Source organism: Rhizobium lusitanum (assembly GCF_014189535.1).
Taxonomy (GTDB): Bacteria; Pseudomonadota; Alphaproteobacteria; order Rhizobiales; family Rhizobiaceae; genus Rhizobium; species Rhizobium lusitanum_C.
Genome location: NZ_CP050307.1, coordinates 618260 through 636669, shown reverse-complemented (window position 1 = coordinate 636669; position 18410 = coordinate 618260). Strand labels below are relative to the sequence as shown.

At 59.4% G+C, this 18410-nt stretch carries 12 protein-coding genes; 9 read left to right on the top strand and 3 right to left on the bottom strand.

Annotation, left to right across the window (positions count from 1 at the left end):
• The first annotated feature begins 12 nt into the window (after window positions 1–12).
• The 8 genes from HB780_RS05960 to HB780_RS05925 all read left to right on the top strand — a co-directional run bounded on the left by HB780_RS05960 (window position 13) and on the right by HB780_RS05925 (window position 12329).
• Window positions 13–360 (top strand): DUF1799 domain-containing protein, encoded by a 348-nt coding sequence (locus tag HB780_RS05960; protein WP_183689116.1) that lies wholly within the window; start codon window positions 13–15, stop codon window positions 358–360.
• A complete protein-coding gene (locus HB780_RS05955) occupies window positions 360–3020 on the top strand; it encodes a phage tail length tape measure family protein (RefSeq protein ID WP_183689115.1) in 2661 nt (886 codons plus the stop codon). The genes HB780_RS05960 and HB780_RS05955 overlap by 1 nt, the downstream gene beginning before the upstream one ends.
• Window positions 3017–4357 carry a hypothetical protein gene (locus HB780_RS33345; protein WP_183689114.1) on the top strand — a complete coding sequence of 447 codons (1341 nt, stop codon included), beginning with the start codon at window positions 3017–3019 and terminating at the stop codon, window positions 4355–4357. The genes HB780_RS05955 and HB780_RS33345 overlap by 4 nt, the downstream gene beginning before the upstream one ends.
• 229 nt (window positions 4358–4586) lie before the next feature.
• Window positions 4587–5009, top strand: a complete 423-nt coding sequence (locus tag HB780_RS05945) for a hypothetical protein (protein WP_183689113.1) — start codon at window positions 4587–4589, stop codon at window positions 5007–5009.
• The gene (locus tag HB780_RS05940) at window positions 5006–5530 is read left to right on the top strand and encodes a hypothetical protein (RefSeq protein WP_183689112.1); all 525 of its coding nucleotides are present in this window, start codon (window positions 5006–5008) and stop codon (window positions 5528–5530) included. Before HB780_RS05945 ends, HB780_RS05940 begins: the two co-directional genes overlap by 4 nt.
• Window positions 5527–5949 (top strand): C40 family peptidase, encoded by a 423-nt coding sequence (locus tag HB780_RS05935; RefSeq protein ID WP_183689111.1) that lies wholly within the window; start codon window positions 5527–5529, stop codon window positions 5947–5949. The genes HB780_RS05940 and HB780_RS05935 overlap by 4 nt, the downstream gene beginning before the upstream one ends.
• Window positions 5946–9281, top strand: a complete 3336-nt coding sequence (gene gpJ, locus HB780_RS05930; RefSeq protein WP_286202982.1) for a TipJ family phage tail tip protein — start codon at window positions 5946–5948, stop codon at window positions 9279–9281. The genes HB780_RS05935 and gpJ overlap by 4 nt, the downstream gene beginning before the upstream one ends.
• 9 nt (window positions 9282–9290) lie before the next feature.
• Complete coding sequence (locus HB780_RS05925; protein ID WP_183689110.1) at window positions 9291–12329, top strand: hypothetical protein; 3039 nt, start codon at window positions 9291–9293, stop codon at window positions 12327–12329.
• A gap of 3 nt (window positions 12330–12332) precedes the next feature.
• Here HB780_RS05925 and HB780_RS05920 read toward each other — a convergent pair whose 3' ends face one another.
• The gene (locus tag HB780_RS05920; RefSeq protein WP_183689109.1) at window positions 12333–13295 is read right to left on the bottom strand and encodes a GSCFA domain-containing protein; all 963 of its coding nucleotides are present in this window, start codon (window positions 13293–13295) and stop codon (window positions 12333–12335) included.
• 191 nt (window positions 13296–13486) lie between these two features.
• Here HB780_RS05920 and HB780_RS05915 point away from each other — a divergent pair, with 191 nt between their 5' ends.
• On the top strand, window positions 13487–15130 hold the full coding sequence (locus HB780_RS05915; RefSeq protein WP_183689108.1) for a hypothetical protein: 1644 nt from the start codon (window positions 13487–13489) through the stop codon (window positions 15128–15130).
• A gap of 971 nt (window positions 15131–16101) precedes the next feature.
• On the opposite strand, the gene HB780_RS05910 is transcribed toward HB780_RS05915, so the two are convergent.
• Both HB780_RS05910 and HB780_RS05905 read right to left on the bottom strand, forming a co-directional pair.
• Complete coding sequence (locus tag HB780_RS05910; protein WP_183689107.1) at window positions 16102–17628, bottom strand: SulP family inorganic anion transporter; 1527 nt, start codon at window positions 17626–17628, stop codon at window positions 16102–16104.
• 4 nt (window positions 17629–17632) lie between these two features.
• Complete coding sequence (locus HB780_RS05905) at window positions 17633–18337, bottom strand: carbonic anhydrase (RefSeq protein ID WP_183689106.1); 705 nt, start codon at window positions 18335–18337, stop codon at window positions 17633–17635.
• Between the last annotated feature and the right edge of the window lie 73 nt (window positions 18338–18410).

Sequence of the window (18410 nt, the reverse complement as noted above, 5' to 3'; positions counted from 1 at the left end):
AAGAGCTGGGCATTGAACAGAACAGGCCGGATCGACCGGAGCCGGCCTGTCGCGATGAACGCGACCTTCCGCAGCGAGTTTGCTCAGATGGGCGCGAAGATCCCCACGCCGGGAACCACAGAGGAAGAAGACTTCGATCCGGTCGCGGACTGCAATTGGGATAGCCTCATGGCCTTCCTTGCCTGCGATACCCAATGGCGCGTCAGTGGCATCGGGATGGCGGGTCTGGTCTGGATTGGTCTCGATTATACGGCATGTGACATCGTCTTCCGCAGGAGCCGTTTCGCCGACGACCTTTGGGATGACGTACGGGTTATGGAGGAAGCGGCGCTGCCAGTCCTCAATAGTGGAGATGATTGATGGCTTCGCCTCTTAGACTTGCCGCCGTCGTCACGCTCGATACCAGCCAGGTCGGCGCTGGCGTTCAGACAACCAAGCAGGCGTTTTCCAGTATTGGCACGGCGGCTGAGACCACCGCCGTCCAGATCCAGAAGCTGGTCGACGCCCAGCTGCGGATCGCGCAGCCGGCCGCGAACACGAACTCCCGCGCCGCCGATATCGCCGCCTACGGTCAGGAACTGGATCGTCTCGCCGCGAAATTCGATCCGCTCATTGCCGCGCAACAGAGACTGCAGACGTCCCTTCAGCAGATCAACCAGGCGCAGAGCGTCGGTGCTATCTCCGCGTCGCAGGCGATCGATCTCAGGATCCGCGAGACGAACGCCTACAATGCGCTTGCCTCGTCGATCGCCAGCGCCGCTGCCGCCAACAAGGCCTTTGCCCAGGCGGCTGTCGATCGGGTGACGATCACGCCCGATCGCGGAGCCGATATCACCGCCTATGGTCAGCAGCTCGACCAGCTGCGCGCGAAATACAATCCGCTCTTTGCTGTCGTTACCAACTACAAATCCGCCGTCGCCGATATCCGCGAGGCACACAAGGTCGGCGCGATCTCGGCCGACGAAATGACGGCTGCGCTCACCCGCCAGCGCCGGGCCGCGTTGGGTTCGATCGATGCGATCAAGGGCAATGGCAGCAACGGTGGCAGCGACCGGAACTCTCAGTTTCGTCGTCAGAACCTGACCTATCAGCTGTTCGACGTTGGTCAGGGGATCGGCGGAGGCATGCCGCTCGGCATGGTCGCCATTCAACAGGGTCCGCAGATCCTGCAGCTCTATGCTGGCCAGGGTGGCGTCAATGCCGCGCTGAAGGATTTCAGCACGCTTGCGTCCGGAGCGGCGAAGTTCATTACGCCTGTTACCGTCGGCGTCGGTGCACTCGCTGCGGCGCTCGCCCTCGGCGGCAAGGCGTGGGGCGATTATCTGGCATCGACCAAGGAAGTCGAGACCGCTGCTTCCGGCCTCGGCCGAGCAGTGACCGGCACGCAAGCCAGCATGGAAGCCTCGGCCCAGGCCGGTGCTTCCAATGCCGGTATTTCGGTTTCGTCGGCTCGCTCGATGGAAGCGGCGTTCCTGCGCACCGGCAAGATCGGTTCTGAGAACTTCGAGAAGCTGATCTCGATCAGCAAGGATTTTGGCGCGACTATCGGCACGGACAGCGACGCAGCCGGCCAGGCGTTGGCGCAGATGTTCGCCGATCCGGAAAAAGCGGCGCAGGCACTCTATCAGCAATACGGCCTGATCGACGCTGCCACGGCGCGGCAGGCCACGAACCTTGCGCGCTCAAATCGGCAGTCCGAGGCTCAAGCTGTTCTTCTCGATGCGCTTCCGAGGAAGCTCGCCAGCGCCACTGAAGCGACGACGGCTTTCGGCCGGGCATGGGATTTCGTGTCGAGGAACGCAAGCAATTCGTGGGATGCTGTTGGTCGATTCACGGACAATGTCGTCAACGGTCCCTCGCTGGAAGATCAGCGGGCCATGGCGCGGGTTCGACTTCAGAATGCGCAGAGCATGCCCTTCGGCTGGGGAACCGGTTCGGCTCAAGCGCAGGTTGACGGACTTGATGCCCAGATAAAAAAGCGCGACGACGAAGCCGCCGCCCGCCAGAAAGCTGCGAACGATATCAGGCTGAGTCAGGCGGCGGTCAGCGCCGCCGATGCGTCGCCCGCCAACAGCGATTCCCAGCGGATCGAATCCTATCGCAACAGCATCGCAGCGATGCAGTCCGGCCTGAACGTCACAGGCATTGACGATACCCAGCGCGAGCGGATCACGGCGGCGATCGACGCCCAAACCCGCGCGCTCGATGCGTTGATCAACAAGCAAGCCAGGGCGAGCGAGCTGGATCGGATCGATATCCAGATCCAGAACGAGCGCAATCCGGCGATCCGGGCCGAACTGGAAGCGCGGCGCGCAAGGTTGCAGCTGGGAGCGCAGGAGATCGGCTCGACCGAGCTTGAGGCGAGCGTTGCCCGTGAACGCAACAAGGTCATTCAGGAGACGATCGCGACTGCGCAAACGCAGGCGACCGACATGCAGACCGAGACCGAGATCCGGGCCAAGCTGACTGCGCAGGTTGCCGCCGGTACGATCACGGCCGATCAGGCGGCTACGGCTCTGCAGACGGAGCTGCAACTTCGGCCGCTGGTCCTGGCTGCGGCGAAGTTGGAGGGCGCGGAAAAAGCAGCGCTGCTCGATACGATCACGAAGTTGCGCGCCGCCTATGACGGCGTGGCAGAGGCGCAGCGCAATGCCAATGCGGCGTCCTATCTCAGCGATCAACAGCGCAACATCGACCGCCTGCGGTTTCAGACGTCGATCGCCGGCCGAGGAACGACCGATCAGTCGATGCTTCTCGCGCAGTACGACGCCGAAGCGAAGATCAAGCAGATGGGCACCGATCCCAACGGCGGCATTGCCAAGGGCATCCGCGCCGCCGCCGTCGAAACGGAGAAATGGAACCAGCAGCTCTCTCGCACGACCGATGCCTGGAACACGATTCGAAAAGCCGAGGAAGACGCCATAGACGGCGCTGTCGATAAGCTCAGTTCGGGCGATGTGAAAGGCGCTCTGGATAGCGTTGCCACCGATGCAAAAAGACGCTCCTTCAGCTGGGCGTGACGAACCCTCTGAAGAATGCGTTGACCGGCTCGAACTACGGCACAATTGCTGACGCTGGCGGACTGAGCGGTGCGTTCAAGCAGATGGTTGGCGGCGGGCAGTCGGTTGCCTCCATGGCCGTGACGGCGGGAACCGTCATGATCAATGGCGGCGTCTCGGCCGGCGTCGGCAATCTCCTGACGGGCGGTTCCAATCAGGCTTCCGCCTTGACTGCCGCCAACAACAACGGCGCAGCGGCAAACGGCTCCATTGCCTCTTACATTACCCAGGCGGCCTTGAAGCGCGGCATCGATCCGAACGTCGCGCTTAACGTTGCGAAATCGGAAGGCGGCCTTAATAGCTGGAATATGCAATCCGGCGTATTCAAGAACGGCGTGCAGGAGCCGTCCTTCGGCCCGTTTCAGCTCTACACGGGCGGCGGCCTCGGCAACGCTTTCCAAAGCAAGACCGGCCTTGATCCTCGGCTCGCCGCGAATGGGCCGGCCGGAGTCGATTTCGCGCTCGATTATGCCAAACGAAACGGTTGGGGGTCGTGGTACGGCGCGGCAAGGACAGGCATCGGCAACTGGGATGGCATAAACAAGGGCGGGATGAGCGGTTCGACCTCAGCTCAAACCGCCGTTTGGCCAGACATTCAATCGTCTGGCAACCAGGCAGCGCAGGCGCTCACCAAATTGGCGGCTGGCTCGCAAGGGGCGACGCAAAACCTCGGTGTCTTTGGGAGCGGCCTCGGGCAGTTCGGTCAGAACCTTGGCGGCATGGTTACTGGCGCTGGAACCAATGGAGCAACCGGGGCGACAGGTGGCCTGTTCGGTTCGCTGATCGGCGGCACGTCCAACTTCTTCACCTCGCTGTTTGGGGGTAGCGTCTCCGATCCGTCGAGCGTCTTCTGGAAGCCGAATACGACGTATTCTTCGTTCCTGACCAAGGGTTTTGATGGTGGCGGCTATACCGGCGATGGCGGAAGGTTGCAGCCGGCCGGCATCGCCCACAAGGGCGAGGTTATCTGGAGCCAGGACGATGTTCGACGTGCCGGCGGCGCTGCCGTGGTTGAAGGAATGCGCCTCGGCTATCGCGGCTACGATCGCGGTGGCGTCGTTGGCGGCGGTCAGACGGTCGTCAATCCGTCGGGCGGCGATCCATTCGGCAAGATCGAGTTCCACAATTATTCCGGCGCAAACGTCCAGGCCGAGCAGACGACCGATGAACGGGGCGCTCGCCAGACGAAGTTCGTGATTTCCGACACGGTCGGCGATGCCATGGGCACCAAGGGCGGCGGCGCGTCAAAGACGCTCAATCGGACCTTCGGCGTCAAGCGACGGGGTATTTCCCGCTGACCAGGTGCTAGCGAACCGCCCCGAAAAAGTGTAAGGGTTTTTCACCCTCCAGACACCTCGCCACCTTACCCACAAGCCCTTGCGGCTGTTTTGCCATGCCCAGCTCGGGCCATGATCGAGCCAATCCAGCCGGGTCTTCCCGGCCTTTTCTTTGGTTGGTCATGGCACTCCGCAACGCACATTCAGGCAAGTCTTATCCATCGGTCGGACGCGGCCGGGATGGCCGCCTATGACTGTCGCGACCTGGCCGATCGAATTGCCGAAGCCGGAGCGGGAGAGTTGGCAAAGCTCGCCGCAGGAAAGCCGTCTCAAACGAAATAACGAAGCCGGCCCTCCCAGCTATCGCTCACGCTTTTCCTCGGTCGCCGATCAGGTCAGCCTGTCCATCCTGGTTGACCGGAACGGCAAAGCCATTTTTGACCGCTTCCATCGCAGCACGACTTCGCGCGGTTCGAAGCCGTTCTATATGCCCGACCCCACGACAGACGGATGGAAGCTTTACGCGGCCGATGGCCGGCCGCTTCTGACGGCGGCTGGCCGTCAGATCCTTCTATCGGCACGGTGGCTCTGCATGTTCGGCGACACTATGCCGGCCGAAGCGATCGTCGGCGTTGAATTCCGAAAATCCTTCTCCGTGTGGGTGATGCCATGAGGCGTATGTCCCTGACCGCGCGCCTGGCGCAGGATGCCCAGAACACCAGCGAGATCTATGCCGTGCTGTTTTACATCGAGCATTCCTCGCTCGATAAGCCGATCCTGCTGTCCACGGACCCAACGGAAAGGCTCCAGGACGATCCGTTGATGTATTGCACGCGCTCGACCTGGATGGACGTCAATCCGGTCACCGATCCTTACCTGTTCGTGCTGGCCTCTGCCACCGTTCCTTCCGACATCGATGACGTCGCGACAGACACCAGCCTCGTCCTGGAGAACGTCGATAACGATATCGCCAAGCTTCTGCGGTCGTTCACCGATTTCGCGACGGTCAACATCGCCTGCGTTCTCGCCAGCTCCCCCGATCTGATTGAAGCGGAATGGCACGGGCTGAAGCTGATGAGCGCTCAGATCAATGCCGGCGAAGTCGCCCTCACCATCAGCCGCGAAAGTATCGAGGACGAGAAGGTTCCTTCCGGCCTGATGACCAAGAACAGGTTTCCGGGGGTGCACCGATGAGCCACTGGACCAACGATTACATTGGCCTGCCTTACGTCGAGTTCGGTCGCGATCGCGCCGGCGTCGATTGCTGGGGCCTTGCCAAGCTGGTGTACGGGGAAGCTCTCGGCATCGAACTGCCGAGCTATATCGAGCAATACACTTCGCCGGAAGAACGCCGGGAGCTGGACGCGTTGATCAGCGCGGTTGCCGTGGGTGAGACGTGGACGAGAACCGTCCAGGCGGCAAGCTTCGACATTGTCGTCTTCCGGCGCGGTCATATGGAGGCACATGTCGGTATTGTGGTTTCGCCCGGCCTGATGCTGCATACATCGGCCGACGATCATTCTCGCCTGGAGCACTATAACTCCGGCCGTTGGGCACATCGCCTCACGGGCATTTATCGGCATTTCAGCATGCCTTTGAGGGCGGCTCAATGACCGTTCAAAAAGGCATTGTACCTGTTCTCGCAGCTCCATTTTTTGATCCGGGAACCGGCCGGGTGGATCTGGAACTGCATGCCGGTCTGTCGATCGCCGAGATTGTTGCCGTCGCCTTGCCTCGGCTGACGGAGCACGAACTCTCCCAAGCGCGCGTTGTGCTTGTTTCTGATCGAGGCAGCGCGGTAATCGAGCGGGAATATTGGTCTCGTGTCTATCCTCATGCTGGCGTCCGTGTTGTCATCCGGATCGTGCCGGGTCGCGATGCGCTGCGATCGATCCTCTCTGTCGTTGTCTCGATAGCCGCAATAGCGCTCGGTCAGGTCTGGGCACCGGCTCTTGCTAGCACACTCGGAATCAGCACGCAGTTTGCAGCTGGCATCATCGGTCTCGGCGCGACGGTACTTGGCAATCTGCTGCTCAATGCCTTGATCCCGCCAGTCTCGACCGACAACGACAAGAAGACGAGCTACCAGATCAGTGGCTGGCGCAACAAGCTCGATCCGGATGGCGTCGTTCCGCTCATTCTGGGCAAGGTCCGCTATGCGCCGCCATTCGCAGCGACTTCCTATACCGAGATCGTCGGGGATCTGCAGTATGTCCGCGCGCTCTTCTGCTTCGGCTATGGGAGACTTGCCCTCTCGGAATTCCGGATCGGCGACACGGCGTTCTCCGACTATGACGAGATCGAGCAGGAGGTCCGCGAAGGTCTGTCAACGGACGAGCCGGTTACGCTCTATCCGACACAGATCTACGAAGAGAGCGTTGGAGCCGAGCTGGCCCGGCCGGAGCAACGCGACGACCAGGGTGACGAGATCGATGGCCCAGGCATCGAGACCCCTATCATTCGTACGACCGGTTTCGACGCATCCGGCGCGTCGGTCATCACCGGTTTCCCGGCCGGCCTCGGCAGGGTCGATGAAAAGGGCAAGCAGAAGTCGGTCACCGTCTCAATCCGCATCCGCCAGCGCCCGGCCGGAACCGAGACCTGGAGCGATGTCGTAACGCTCGATTTTACCGCCAAGAAGTTCGAGGGCTTTTATCGCCAGTACACCTGGAACTTTGCCACGCGCGGCCGATACGACATAGAGGTCACGCGTATGACCGACGAGTTCACCAGTCAGTCGACCCAGGGGCGCACGACATGGGTGGCGCTGCAGACGTTGCGGCCGGAATATCCGCTGAACTTCACGTCTCCGCTGACGCTCGTTGCGATCCGCGTCAAGGCGACCTATCAGCTGAACGGAGCGCTCGATAATTTCAGCGCGATTGCAAGCCGTATCTGCCTGGATTGGGATAGCGCCTCGCAGACATGGATCGAGCGGGAAACCGTTAATCCGGCGTCCGCCTATCGCTACATCCTCCAGTCGCCAGCCAATCCGAAGCCGGTTCCCGATTCGGAAGTCAACCTGCCGCTGCTCCAGAGCTGGCATGAGTTCTGCTCGGCCAAGGGCCTGAAGTACGACAAGGCGATCGACGACGAAGGCACGCTCGGTGATCGGCTGAAAGAGGTCGCAGCGGCCGGTCGCGCCACTCCCTGGCACGACGGCATTCGCCATGGCGTGGTTATCGACCGGCCGCAGGATCTCGTGGTCGATCACATCAACCCGCGTGTGAGCTGGAATTTCCAGTCGACCCGAACCTATTTCGAACCGCCGCACGGCTTCCGCATCCAGTTCCTCGACCAGACGAACGATTACAAGCAGGCGGAGCGTCTGGTGCCATGGCCGGGTTATTCGGGCGAGATCCTGCTGACCGAACAGCTGGAGCTGCCCGGCAAGACCGATCCGGGCGAGATCTGGATCGAAGGCCGCCGCAAAATGTACGAGGCGATCTATCGGCCCGACGTTTATACGTCGACGGTTGATGGTCCCATTCGCGTCGCTACGCGCGGCGATCTGGTCATGGGCAGCTACGACGTTCTCGATCGAACGCAGATCGCCACGCGGGTCAAATGGATCTCCGACAAGCTGATCGAGCTTGAAGACGCCGTAACCATGTCCTCGGGCATCGACTATGCGGTGCGGTTCCGCGTCTACGCCGACGAGGAAGACACGATCGGCACGAGCGTCGTTCGAAGCGTGCGGACGAATGTCGGTGAACATATGGTTGTCACCCTGACCGGCGACGGTGCGGCCCCAACGGCCGGAGACATCATCCATTTCGGCGGCGCATTGACCGAAAGCATGCCGCTGATAGTTACCCGCGTCGAAGCCGCCCAGGACATGGCTACGAACTTCACCATGATCGACGCCAGCCCGATCATCGACGAGCTGACGGACGCCGAAGTGCCGCCGCCTTGGTCCGGCCGCGTCGGCGATGACATTGGCAACAGCACCGGCTTGCCGCCCGCTCCGGTCATTGTCTCGATCAGCACCGGCGTGTCCGGAACCGATGTCAGCGGCGGCCTTGAGGTCAATCTGCGGCCGGGCAGCGGCGCTGTCCCAAGCGTGACGTTCCGCGTCTATCATCGCCTCAACGGGGCATCGACCTGGAACAGCGTCGATTTCCCGGCCGCAAATGGCGGGTGCTCGATCTCGGGCTATTCATCCGGACAGCCGGTGCAGATCCGCGCGACCGCGCTCAATGCTGCCGGCAGCGAGGGAACCTCCACCGTCGTCGTCAACGTTACGATCGGCGGCCAGGACGCCGCCCTGCCGCTGGCGCTTGACAGCAGCATGATCTCGGTGGGCGCGCTGCTCGGCGGTGGCACCGTCATGTTCTCGACGACGGCCGATGCCGCAACGGTCCAGATACAGATCTACCGGTCAATGTCATCAACCATCAATCGTGCCACGGACGCGGTTGGCGATGCGGTCGCAGTACAGCCGTCGCGGGGCTACAGCACGCCGATCGGCGACACGACGCGCTCAAACCTTGCCACGAACGGCGGCTTCGACACCGATAGCGGCTGGACGAAGGGGACCGGCTGGACGATCGCGTCCGGTCTCGCCACGCATGCGTCAGGCACGTCAAGCCTCCTCTCGCAGGCACGCGCCACGACGGTCGGCATCTACTATCGCATTGCCTTCACTCTGTCCGGCATCACGGCAGGCACGCTGACGCCGCAGCTGACTGGCGGCACCACTCAAGGCGGGACCGCAAGGTCGGCGAATGGCAACTTTTCCGATCGCATCCAGGCGGTGTCTGGCAACAACACGCTCGCGCTTTCCGCCACCTCGGCATTCGTCGGCTCGGTCGACAACGCCGTCGTCTTCGAGGAGACGGCAACCTGCCTGGCTGCCGGCACGCATTACATCTGGCTTGAACCTCAAAACTCAGACGGTGTCGCTGGCCCATTGGCCGGTCCCTTCACCGTCACTATTCGATAGGGGCAATAAATGGACACAGGTGTAAGAACAACCAATCTTACCGGCGTTCCGATCTCTGATGAGGTCCTCGTCAATCGCAACGGCACCACGACTGTGCAGGCGATCGCTGATCTGGCCACTCAGCTTGCCGGCACAGGACCGCTCGCTCAGGCAATCGATGCGGCGCAAGAAGGTACCATTACCGGCTTGACTTTGGCATCGCTGGGCTCCGGAACGCGTGTTGGTCAGAAGGGCGAAGTTTACCAAGGCTCTGACAAGGGCACTTGGAGTTGGAATGGCAGCGCATGGGTTCGAGTTGCTGACCTTGTCGATACGGCCGCGCTACAGGCCGCCGTTTCCGCCGTTTCCGCTCGGGTATCCAATGTCGACAACACCTCGGATGCCGACAAGCCGATTTCCAATGCCACGCAGGCCGCAATTCTTGGCATTGCGGCCGACTTTCCGGTGGTCTGGCGTCCGGGCGACGCTCCAGAGCATTTCGTCGATTCTCTTGACGGGGGCGTTCCGGCAGTCCTCCCGCCTCTGTCTACGGGTATACAGAGATACGATGACAGCGGCCGTATTCTTCGAGTCTCCGGGAGTGGGCTTATCGGCTGCAGAACACTCTATTCCCTTGAGCCAAATAAGATCTATTTGGTCGAATTTGTTGTTCAGCGCCGAACAAACAGCCCCGACCCGTCCAATGATGCCGTTCGTTGCGCGATGGCTTGGTACGATCAGGGCGCAAATCGAAGCGCCGTTCCGCTGACGATAATCCGGGATCTTACCTCACTTTCGGTGGGGTCAGGTAGAACGTTGGTTTCGGCAACAATCTCCAGATCGGCCGGAGACGGCATAGATCTCATTGCTCCTGCGGATGCTCGCTATGCTCGCCCCTACATCCAGACTTTCGGTGTCAGCCCTGTCACGGACATTGAGGTCATCAGGTGGGAGGACATCACCCATACGACAACTTACGCTCCTGACTTAGATGCCTTGGAGGCGCGCGTAGCCGCGCAAGAGTCCATCGACGCTGGCGATCGACTGACAAATGTCGAGGAACAGGTTACCGCGCCCAATTCGGTTCGCTACGCTACCGTGGCCGCCCTCGCGTCGGCGAATGTCCCCGTTTCGGCGGATTATGTCGAATTGCTCGGTTATTATAATGTCGGCGACGGTGGAGCAAAATATTGCCGCCGAATGTCTGCCCCTGAAGCCGCGCTTCCTCTGGAACACCCTTCCAACGGCGGCAGCGTGCGATGGGCGCCGGTAGGCGCATACAGCTTATTGCAGCTCGGGGCGAAGAAAGACGGTGCAACCGACCTCTGGTCATTCTTGAGCATAGCTGCCGGATTCGGCGGAAAATGGACACTGCCCCGTGGCGATTATTCCCTGGCTGGCGTCGCCCGCAACCTGACGGCCACTGATTTTAAGCTTGAGGGGGAATTTGGAAGCCGTATTGTCGTTACGACTGGAACCGCCGTAACCGTCGGTGGCACAAGAGTGGCAATCGAAGGCATTTTCTTCGATAGCAATCAGCCATCGCGTGCGGGTGTTCTCTTTGAATTGACGGGTTCGCAATGCTCCATTAGCCGCAATCGGTGGGCCGGCAAGTTCAGCATATTCGTTCGGGACAGCGGTATTGGGAACAATATCAGCTATAATAGCTTTGATGCATTCGTAACGACCGTCTCGCCGATCATTTTGAAGGGCAAGAATTTCACCTGCGCCTTCAACTCGATGGATGACTATTTCGGGTTCGGTATCCAAGCATTTGATGGTGCCACGGATGGCCTTATCGCATGGAACACGATCAAGGCGCGTCGATGGGATCAAACTGTTACGGCGACCGCCGGTCAAACGCAGTTTACGGTGACATGGGCGCAAGCAGACGTTCAGCGATTCGGCATGCTCGTAAATGGCCTGCGGGTGTCTTTCACGGTGAATAGCACCGACAGCTCTCCAGGCTCGCGCCCTACCGTTACCTATACCTTGGCTTCCGCCTTGGCGGGAGGGGAGACGGTCAGTCTCTTTGCGTGGCGGTCTCTAGAAAATATCAACGTGAATTTTGGTTCGAGCGGCGTGAAGGTCATCGGCAACACGCTTGATGGGACCGGCGACGGCAACATTGTTATTGCTTCTGGGTATACGACCGCTAGCGACGCCGACTACCCTCATAATGTGCAGATTATCGGTAATATGTGCCGTAACGCTGCTGCGGGGGGCATCGGCGTAAGCAAGAGCCGTGGCGGTCTGATCATGGGCAATACTGTCGTTGATGCCGGCCGAGGCCTTGCGGATGGCGCAACTGGTTCGCAAGTCTCAGAAGTGTTTATGAGCGGCATATACCTGCCGAAGGAACTGGGGTGGACCGTAACAGGAAACCGCGTCGTGCGGGAAAGCGGCTATACCTACTATGGCATCGCTTTTTCAGTCGCAGGCGATACCTCTTATGCCAATACTGCGGTTGGGCAGCGTCGTCATCGTGTTGGTGGCAACTTCATCGAGAATATGCAGCGCAAGCGCTATTATACCTTCGCCGACAGCTCCAACGTTTTGCGTCAAATAGACATCGATATCGATGATCTGACTTGGTACCCGTATCCGGAAACTTTGCAGTCGCTGGTCAATACGGCGGGATGGCTTTCGCGGCCGGCAAGCACATCTTATTGGACGACCGCGACTTCCGGATCCGGATGGACGAGAAATACCGCTCAGGCATCCGGGCATCCGGTTTGCATCGAAACGAACGACAACAGCTACGCCGATTGCACGCCTGTGGGTTTTTCGCTTTTTGCAAGTGGATTTGTGAGGGTGTCCTTTAAGGCTTATGTGTCCGCCGCTGGACAATCCGGTTACGTGACGATTGCCCATTCCACCGTGCCCGACAGCGACAGCGCACCGTCGACCACGATCAATATCACGAACACCACGCCCCAAGTCTATCAGCACGTCCGGCCGATAGACACGATCGATAATTTCCTTATTCGCGTCGGCGGGGCGGTCTCTAACGGCAAGATGTACGTTACCGATATCAAGCTTGAGTACGCCCCGTCCGATGTGGGGTAAGGATCAAGCGAAATAGGTCTCGGCAAACTGCTTTATAACCTTGGAGACCCGCTCCGGCTTAATGTGGACGCCGTCGTCCTGCCAGGTCGAAGCGGGATCGCCATAAATCACCAGCTCATAGCTCGGGTAGTAATCGACAAAGTCATATTTCTCTGCTGTGGCGACGGCCGCGCCGATCAGCATGGATTTAGACGTCAGGTTGGCAGAAACAACGTCTCTTTGCGTCCAGGTGCCGCCCAGCGGAACGGGAGACACGGTCAAAATCACCTTCGCACGACCGTCAGTGAGTCTCCTGACATCATTCACGATCTCATCGACAGTCGAAATCGCGGAAACAGGTGAGATTGGGTCGAACTTGAACCGATCTCCGTGCGCCTGAAGCTTGCGGGTGCTTGGCGAGCGGTTCACATAGACGTTATCGCGGGCATCGAACCAGGCTTCAGTATGGCCGAGCGTGATCACGACAACGGAAGCGTCGGGTAGGCGCCCGTAAACGTTCAGTATCTTGTCCCTGATCGATTTGGTATCCGCGCCGGACGTCGGCTTGATGCCAGAAACCAGCATATCGACATATTCATCGTCAGCGGTCTGCACGAGGCCGATCGTTTCGGGAGATACCATGTCGTGCAGTCGGATGAGGTCGCGCATAGAAGAGGGGGTATAAGCATTAAGCGCGCCGTTTCGCGCGCCGAGGCCAGTGAGCTCATAAAACTCGCCTGGAATGGCACAATCGGCTGTGATGTTTTTGACACCGAGATCCGCCAGCGCTATTTCGACATTGCGGGCAAAACAAGAGCCGATGGTAAAGAAGGTATCGTCCTTCGAGAGTTTGAATTTGGGCGCGGATACGATGTCTGGGTAATGCAATCGAATGCGTTCGGCACCGGACGTTCCCTTGCCTCGGGCCTCCATCATCCTACGCTTGTTGCCGGTGATGGATGTATAGGCGACATCAAAAGGTATCATAGTATCTTCCCCACAAGACATGTTCGTCTTTTATGGGTAGTGGAATTTGGTTTGTCCAGAAGCACGCGGCGGTCGAAATGGTTTTCTGAACATTTCCTAATAATGCTCAGCTCGTGACGGACATATAATTTCCGACAAGTCTCCCTAGATGCATAACCTGACATCGGTTCGACCGCACAAGGATAATGGCGATGAAGCGTAGAACGTTCGTTCAGGGCTTGGCTCTTTCGGTGGTGACATCGAAGGCCTTCGGCCAAGACAATTCACTGGCGGCACCGTCAGTTCGCACCGACCAGAAAACAAGCTGGTCGGTGTTGGATTTTCAGGGGCAATCATTCAGAGCCAAGCTTGAAAACGCCGTTAGAGAAGCGGCTGGATCTGGGATCAATATTCAATTGCCGGGAGGTGCGCCGCACGATCTCGACGCGCCCATAGACGTCTCATCTCCGGATATCGTCCGAGTCGCCATATCCGGAGAGGGAATGGCCTCTACCGTTATTCGGTGCGATGGTGTTGGGATCTCCCTGAACGGTGCGCCTGGCTCTCAGTATTCCTTCAAGGGGATATCGTTCCTGCCGCAGCGGGAGAACCAGGGGACGGCGCTGAAACTGCAATGGGCAAAGGCCGCGGTCGGGAAGGGCTTCGCCATCGAGGATGTTGGCTTCGGCGCCAACTCGCCGGATGATCAGAACTTCTTTGCCCGAGGGCTTGAGATCCGAACCAAAGGCAACGGACAGATCATCGGATGCTGGTTCAATGGCCTCTCGGACACAGACCCGCAAGGTGACGGGTTGGTGTTGGCATCGTCGAACGATGTCGTGATGACCGATACTCATATGTACAACCTCGCCTACGCGTGCCGGTCAGACGGCCCCACCAGCTTGGAAGGGTTCAAGGTGCACGGCTGTTATATGGTGCGCGTTGGGCATGGCGTCTTCTTCGAGGCGAAGCCAGTTGGCCTACCGTACATCGAAGTGGCGTTGAGCCACATAAACGCTTGCTATGAGGCCATCCACGTCAAGGGCTATAGCCAGGTCAATGTTGTCGACAACCTGATCTATGGCCGGAATGATATAAAAGCTGACGCAGAACAGACCGACATTTTTCTCGATACGTGCCCTTCAGCGACCATCGCCCGCAACAAATTCTATAGCGGCATGGATAAAGCGAAAGTGACAAAGACCGCGATTAAGGCGGTTGGTTCGATCCGCAACGGCAACATCTCAGACAATCTCGCGAGCGAAAGGACGATCTTCCTCGATATCGCCGACAATGGGGTCAATGGAGCTGAGGATATCGTGATCTCGAAGAACCGCCCAGAGCGGGACTTGAAGGGCAAATCGACCGTGTCGGAAATGTATCGCTTCACCAGCAGCCCCCTGCACAAGCGCATCATTTGGGAGGCATTCGACCACGAACTGTCTACGTTGGGTACACTCGGCACACAGACGCAAGCCGGCGCAGGGAAATGGCAGGTCGTTCCATTCGCACCGGACCAGGGCGCGTCGGGTTTGGGGATCGACTTCAAATCATCCGATCAGCCAGGAGAATTCACTGTCCCAGCCGGCGTGACAGAGGTCAATATAGAGAGCCGTATTCACCTCAAGGGCTCGCAGCAAAGCGGCTGTGACCTGAGGATTATGGTCGATGGAGGCGGCGGGTTCAAAGAAGTCGCGTTCGGCTCCACGTTCGGAGACGAGGTGAGCGTGAGCGCTGAAACCGATGCTCTGCCTGTTGCTATCGGAAGCCGTATTCGCATTGAAATGAAGGCTGGGGCCGGTGGCATTGTGGATGCATCGCCGCAGATGACGAGAGTCGTGTTTTCGCCTAAATAAGGAAGCTGGCGGACAGCTGGTGTGACGCCACTTTTTTGATGCTTTAAGGCCTCTCAAACAATAGATTTCTGTTGCCATCTGATCTTGCGCGCAGTGCCACGTGATTTTGCGCGCTACAAGAGCACACCCATTCGCACAACACGGTCGGCGATAACGTTTTCGGCGCCGCAGACCGACGCACAAAGGTCTTCCCTATTTGGCTCTAAGCGGTTAAGTCGCTCTTTTTCTTATCAGAAGCTGAATATTTATGTTTCATTAACCCGCTTGCCTTAGCAGCCCACACCCCGGCGTTCACGCCGCGTCGCATGCAAGGAATTCATGAATGGCCCCCCACTATCAATCCTCCACCCCGGAGATCTTCCAACGTAAGATCTCGGATTTCTGTACGTTGCGTCTGGCGCCATTACTGCAGCAGCGGACGTTCGAAAACGTCCGGGCTTACATGATTGGTCTTGTTCAGTTTCGATCGAATCCTCCCACAAGAGCCGGCAAGATCGATTGGCAAGCGATCGCCCTTGCCTGCGACATGGAAAGTGAACTCACGACTGAAGTTAAACGCGCGGTTCAGCCTGGTTTCGATGCCATCGCCCGCTATCTGGGAATGAGCAAGCCAAACAAACCAAGCACAAGCCCCGCCCTCCAGCGCCGCCCTCCGAGCAAGCGGGGCAAGAGTATCGGAGCAAGCAACTCCCAGACACCGACCACATCTCACAGAAAGCCGATGGTCACATCTCCAGACAGACGATCGGCACCGCTAATAGCGATACCCAATCGCAGCCGATGGGCTCCATGAGGTCACGCCCCTAGAGATACTCAACCGCGGACCAACTTAGACCGAAGGGCTCGGCCTATAGTCTTACCAATCGGAATGGCCGAAAACAGGTTGGACCATCCCAATCAGCAAGCTCGCTATTTCAGATCAAGCGTCTCAGCCTTCTATGTGCCGAGGCTTCGGTTAGGCTTGTTCGATCTCATGCAACTTCCGCCGACAACCGCTCGAAAATCGGTATCAGCCGAGGATGACGGCCGGCGGGAGGATGCTGGATCTCGACAATACGGCCCATCTTCTTCTCCCGCTTCAACCATTCGCGCAGTGTTTCCGCGCAGGTGTGGTCAAGATAGTGCAGGCCCCCACCGGCAATCCGCACTTTGCGGCTCGCGGGAAGCGTCTCCAGCATATTGAGAAGGACCGGCACATCCTTGCAGGTCGCCACGCCGGCGAGAGCAACATGAACCACATCCGCATCCTCTGACCGGTCAATGGCGAGTTTGCGTCGCAGATGCGGGAAGACTTCCAGGATCGACAGCGCTAGGCCAAGCGCAACGCCGACAAGCAGATCCTGCACCACGACCATGGCGACCGTCGCCGCCCAGATCCCGACCGGCACCCAGCCATGATGATCGAACAGATGGCGCACATGATGAAGGCTGATCAGCCGCCATCCGGTGACAAGCAGCACGGCCGCGAGCGCCGTCAGCGGCACGAGGCCGAGCAATTGCGGCAGCAGCGCCACGAGCCCCAGAATCCAGACGCCATGCAGGACTGCCGAGGCCCGTGTCCGCGCACCGGCCTGGATATTGGCCGAAGAGCGGACGATGACACCGGTGATCGGCAAGGCGCCTAGAAAACCGCACAGCGCATTGCCGATGCCTTGCGCGAAAAGCTCCTTGTTGAAGCGCGTCCTGACGCCATCATGCATGCGGTCGACGGCAGCGGCCGACAACAATGTCTCGGCACTGGCTATAACCGCAATCACCAAGGTCGTGACGATAATGCCCGGCTGCACCATTTGCCGGAAGCCGTCCATCGTCGGCAGCGAGATACTCTCGATCAGTGAGGCAGGCACATCGACCCTGGCGATCGGCAATTGCAGGGCGACGGTCAGCACCGTTCCCGCCGCGACGCCGACAAGCGCACCGGGCACCAACATCAGCGATTTTGGCCGGAATTTTTCCCAGCCGATCATGGCGAGCAGGGAAATCAGACCGACCAGCAAGGCGGCGGCCTCCTTCGTCAACCCGGTCCCCCAGAGACGCCCGATCGTTCTCTCCATGGCAGTAACATTCTCGATGCCGCCAGCCGCCGGCTGGGCACCCATCAAGACGTGCACCTGCCCGAGAATGATGAGGATGCCGATGCCGGCGAGCATACCGTGGACGACAGCGGGCGAAATTGCCCGAAACCAGGAGCCGAACCGGAGGAAACCGGCAAGAACTTGCAGAAGCCCGGCGACGACCAGCACCGGTCCAAGCATGGCGATCCCATATTGCTCGACAAAGCTGAAGACGATCACAGCAAGACCGGCGGCCGGACCTGAGACCTGCAGCGGCGACCCAGCCAGGAAGCCGACCACAATGCCGCCGACGATGCCGGAAATCAGGCCCATGGCCACAGGCACGCCCGAGGCGACGGCAATACCGAGGCAAAGAGGGATGGCGACGAGGAAAACGACCAGGGAGGAAGCAAAGTCGCGGGAAAGTGTGGAGCTGCTGGTCATGATACTACTCCGCAGCAAAGGCTGTCGCAGCCTGCGGCATGACCCGCGGATGACCGCGACCGGTCACGGCGACCGGCAATGGCCGGTCCTCGTATATTTCGGTGAAGCTCGCCGCCGCGCCGTCGTAAACTTGGACCTCGCCCGTTTCGATATCGAAGAACCAGCCGTGTAGCGTCACATCGTTGGTTGCAAGCTTGGCTGCGACGGAGGGATGCGTGCGAAGATGGTTCAGCTGAACAACGACATTTTCCATGGCCACGGCCCGGACCTTTTGCCACTCTGACAGATCGGCCGGATAGGCCTCGCAAACGATCGAGTGGGCGGCATAGCTGTGTTTCAGCCAGGCAGAGACATTCGGCATCGGTTTCAGCAATTCCGGGCAGCATAACCCTTTCATCGCGCCGCAATCGGAGTGGCCGCAAACGATGATGTCGCGGACACCGAGTGCGAGGACGGCATATTCGATGGCAGAAGACACACCGCCATTTGCGGTGGAGAATGGAGGAACGATGTTGCCGGCATTGCGGCACACAAACAATTCCCCCGGTCCCGACTGCGTGATTGTCTCCGGCATGACCCGGCTGTCCGCGCAGGAAATCATCAAGGCCTGCGGCTGCTGACCTTCCTGGGCTAGCCTGCGATAAAGCGCCGAATGGTTCGGAAAGACCGCGCCGCGAAAGCTCGATATACCTTTTAGCAAATCATTCATTGTCTGGTCCTTTTGCTTCGGAGCCGGACAGAAGGCTGGGGGTGCACCCTAGCCCGGCAAATTAGCACATTCA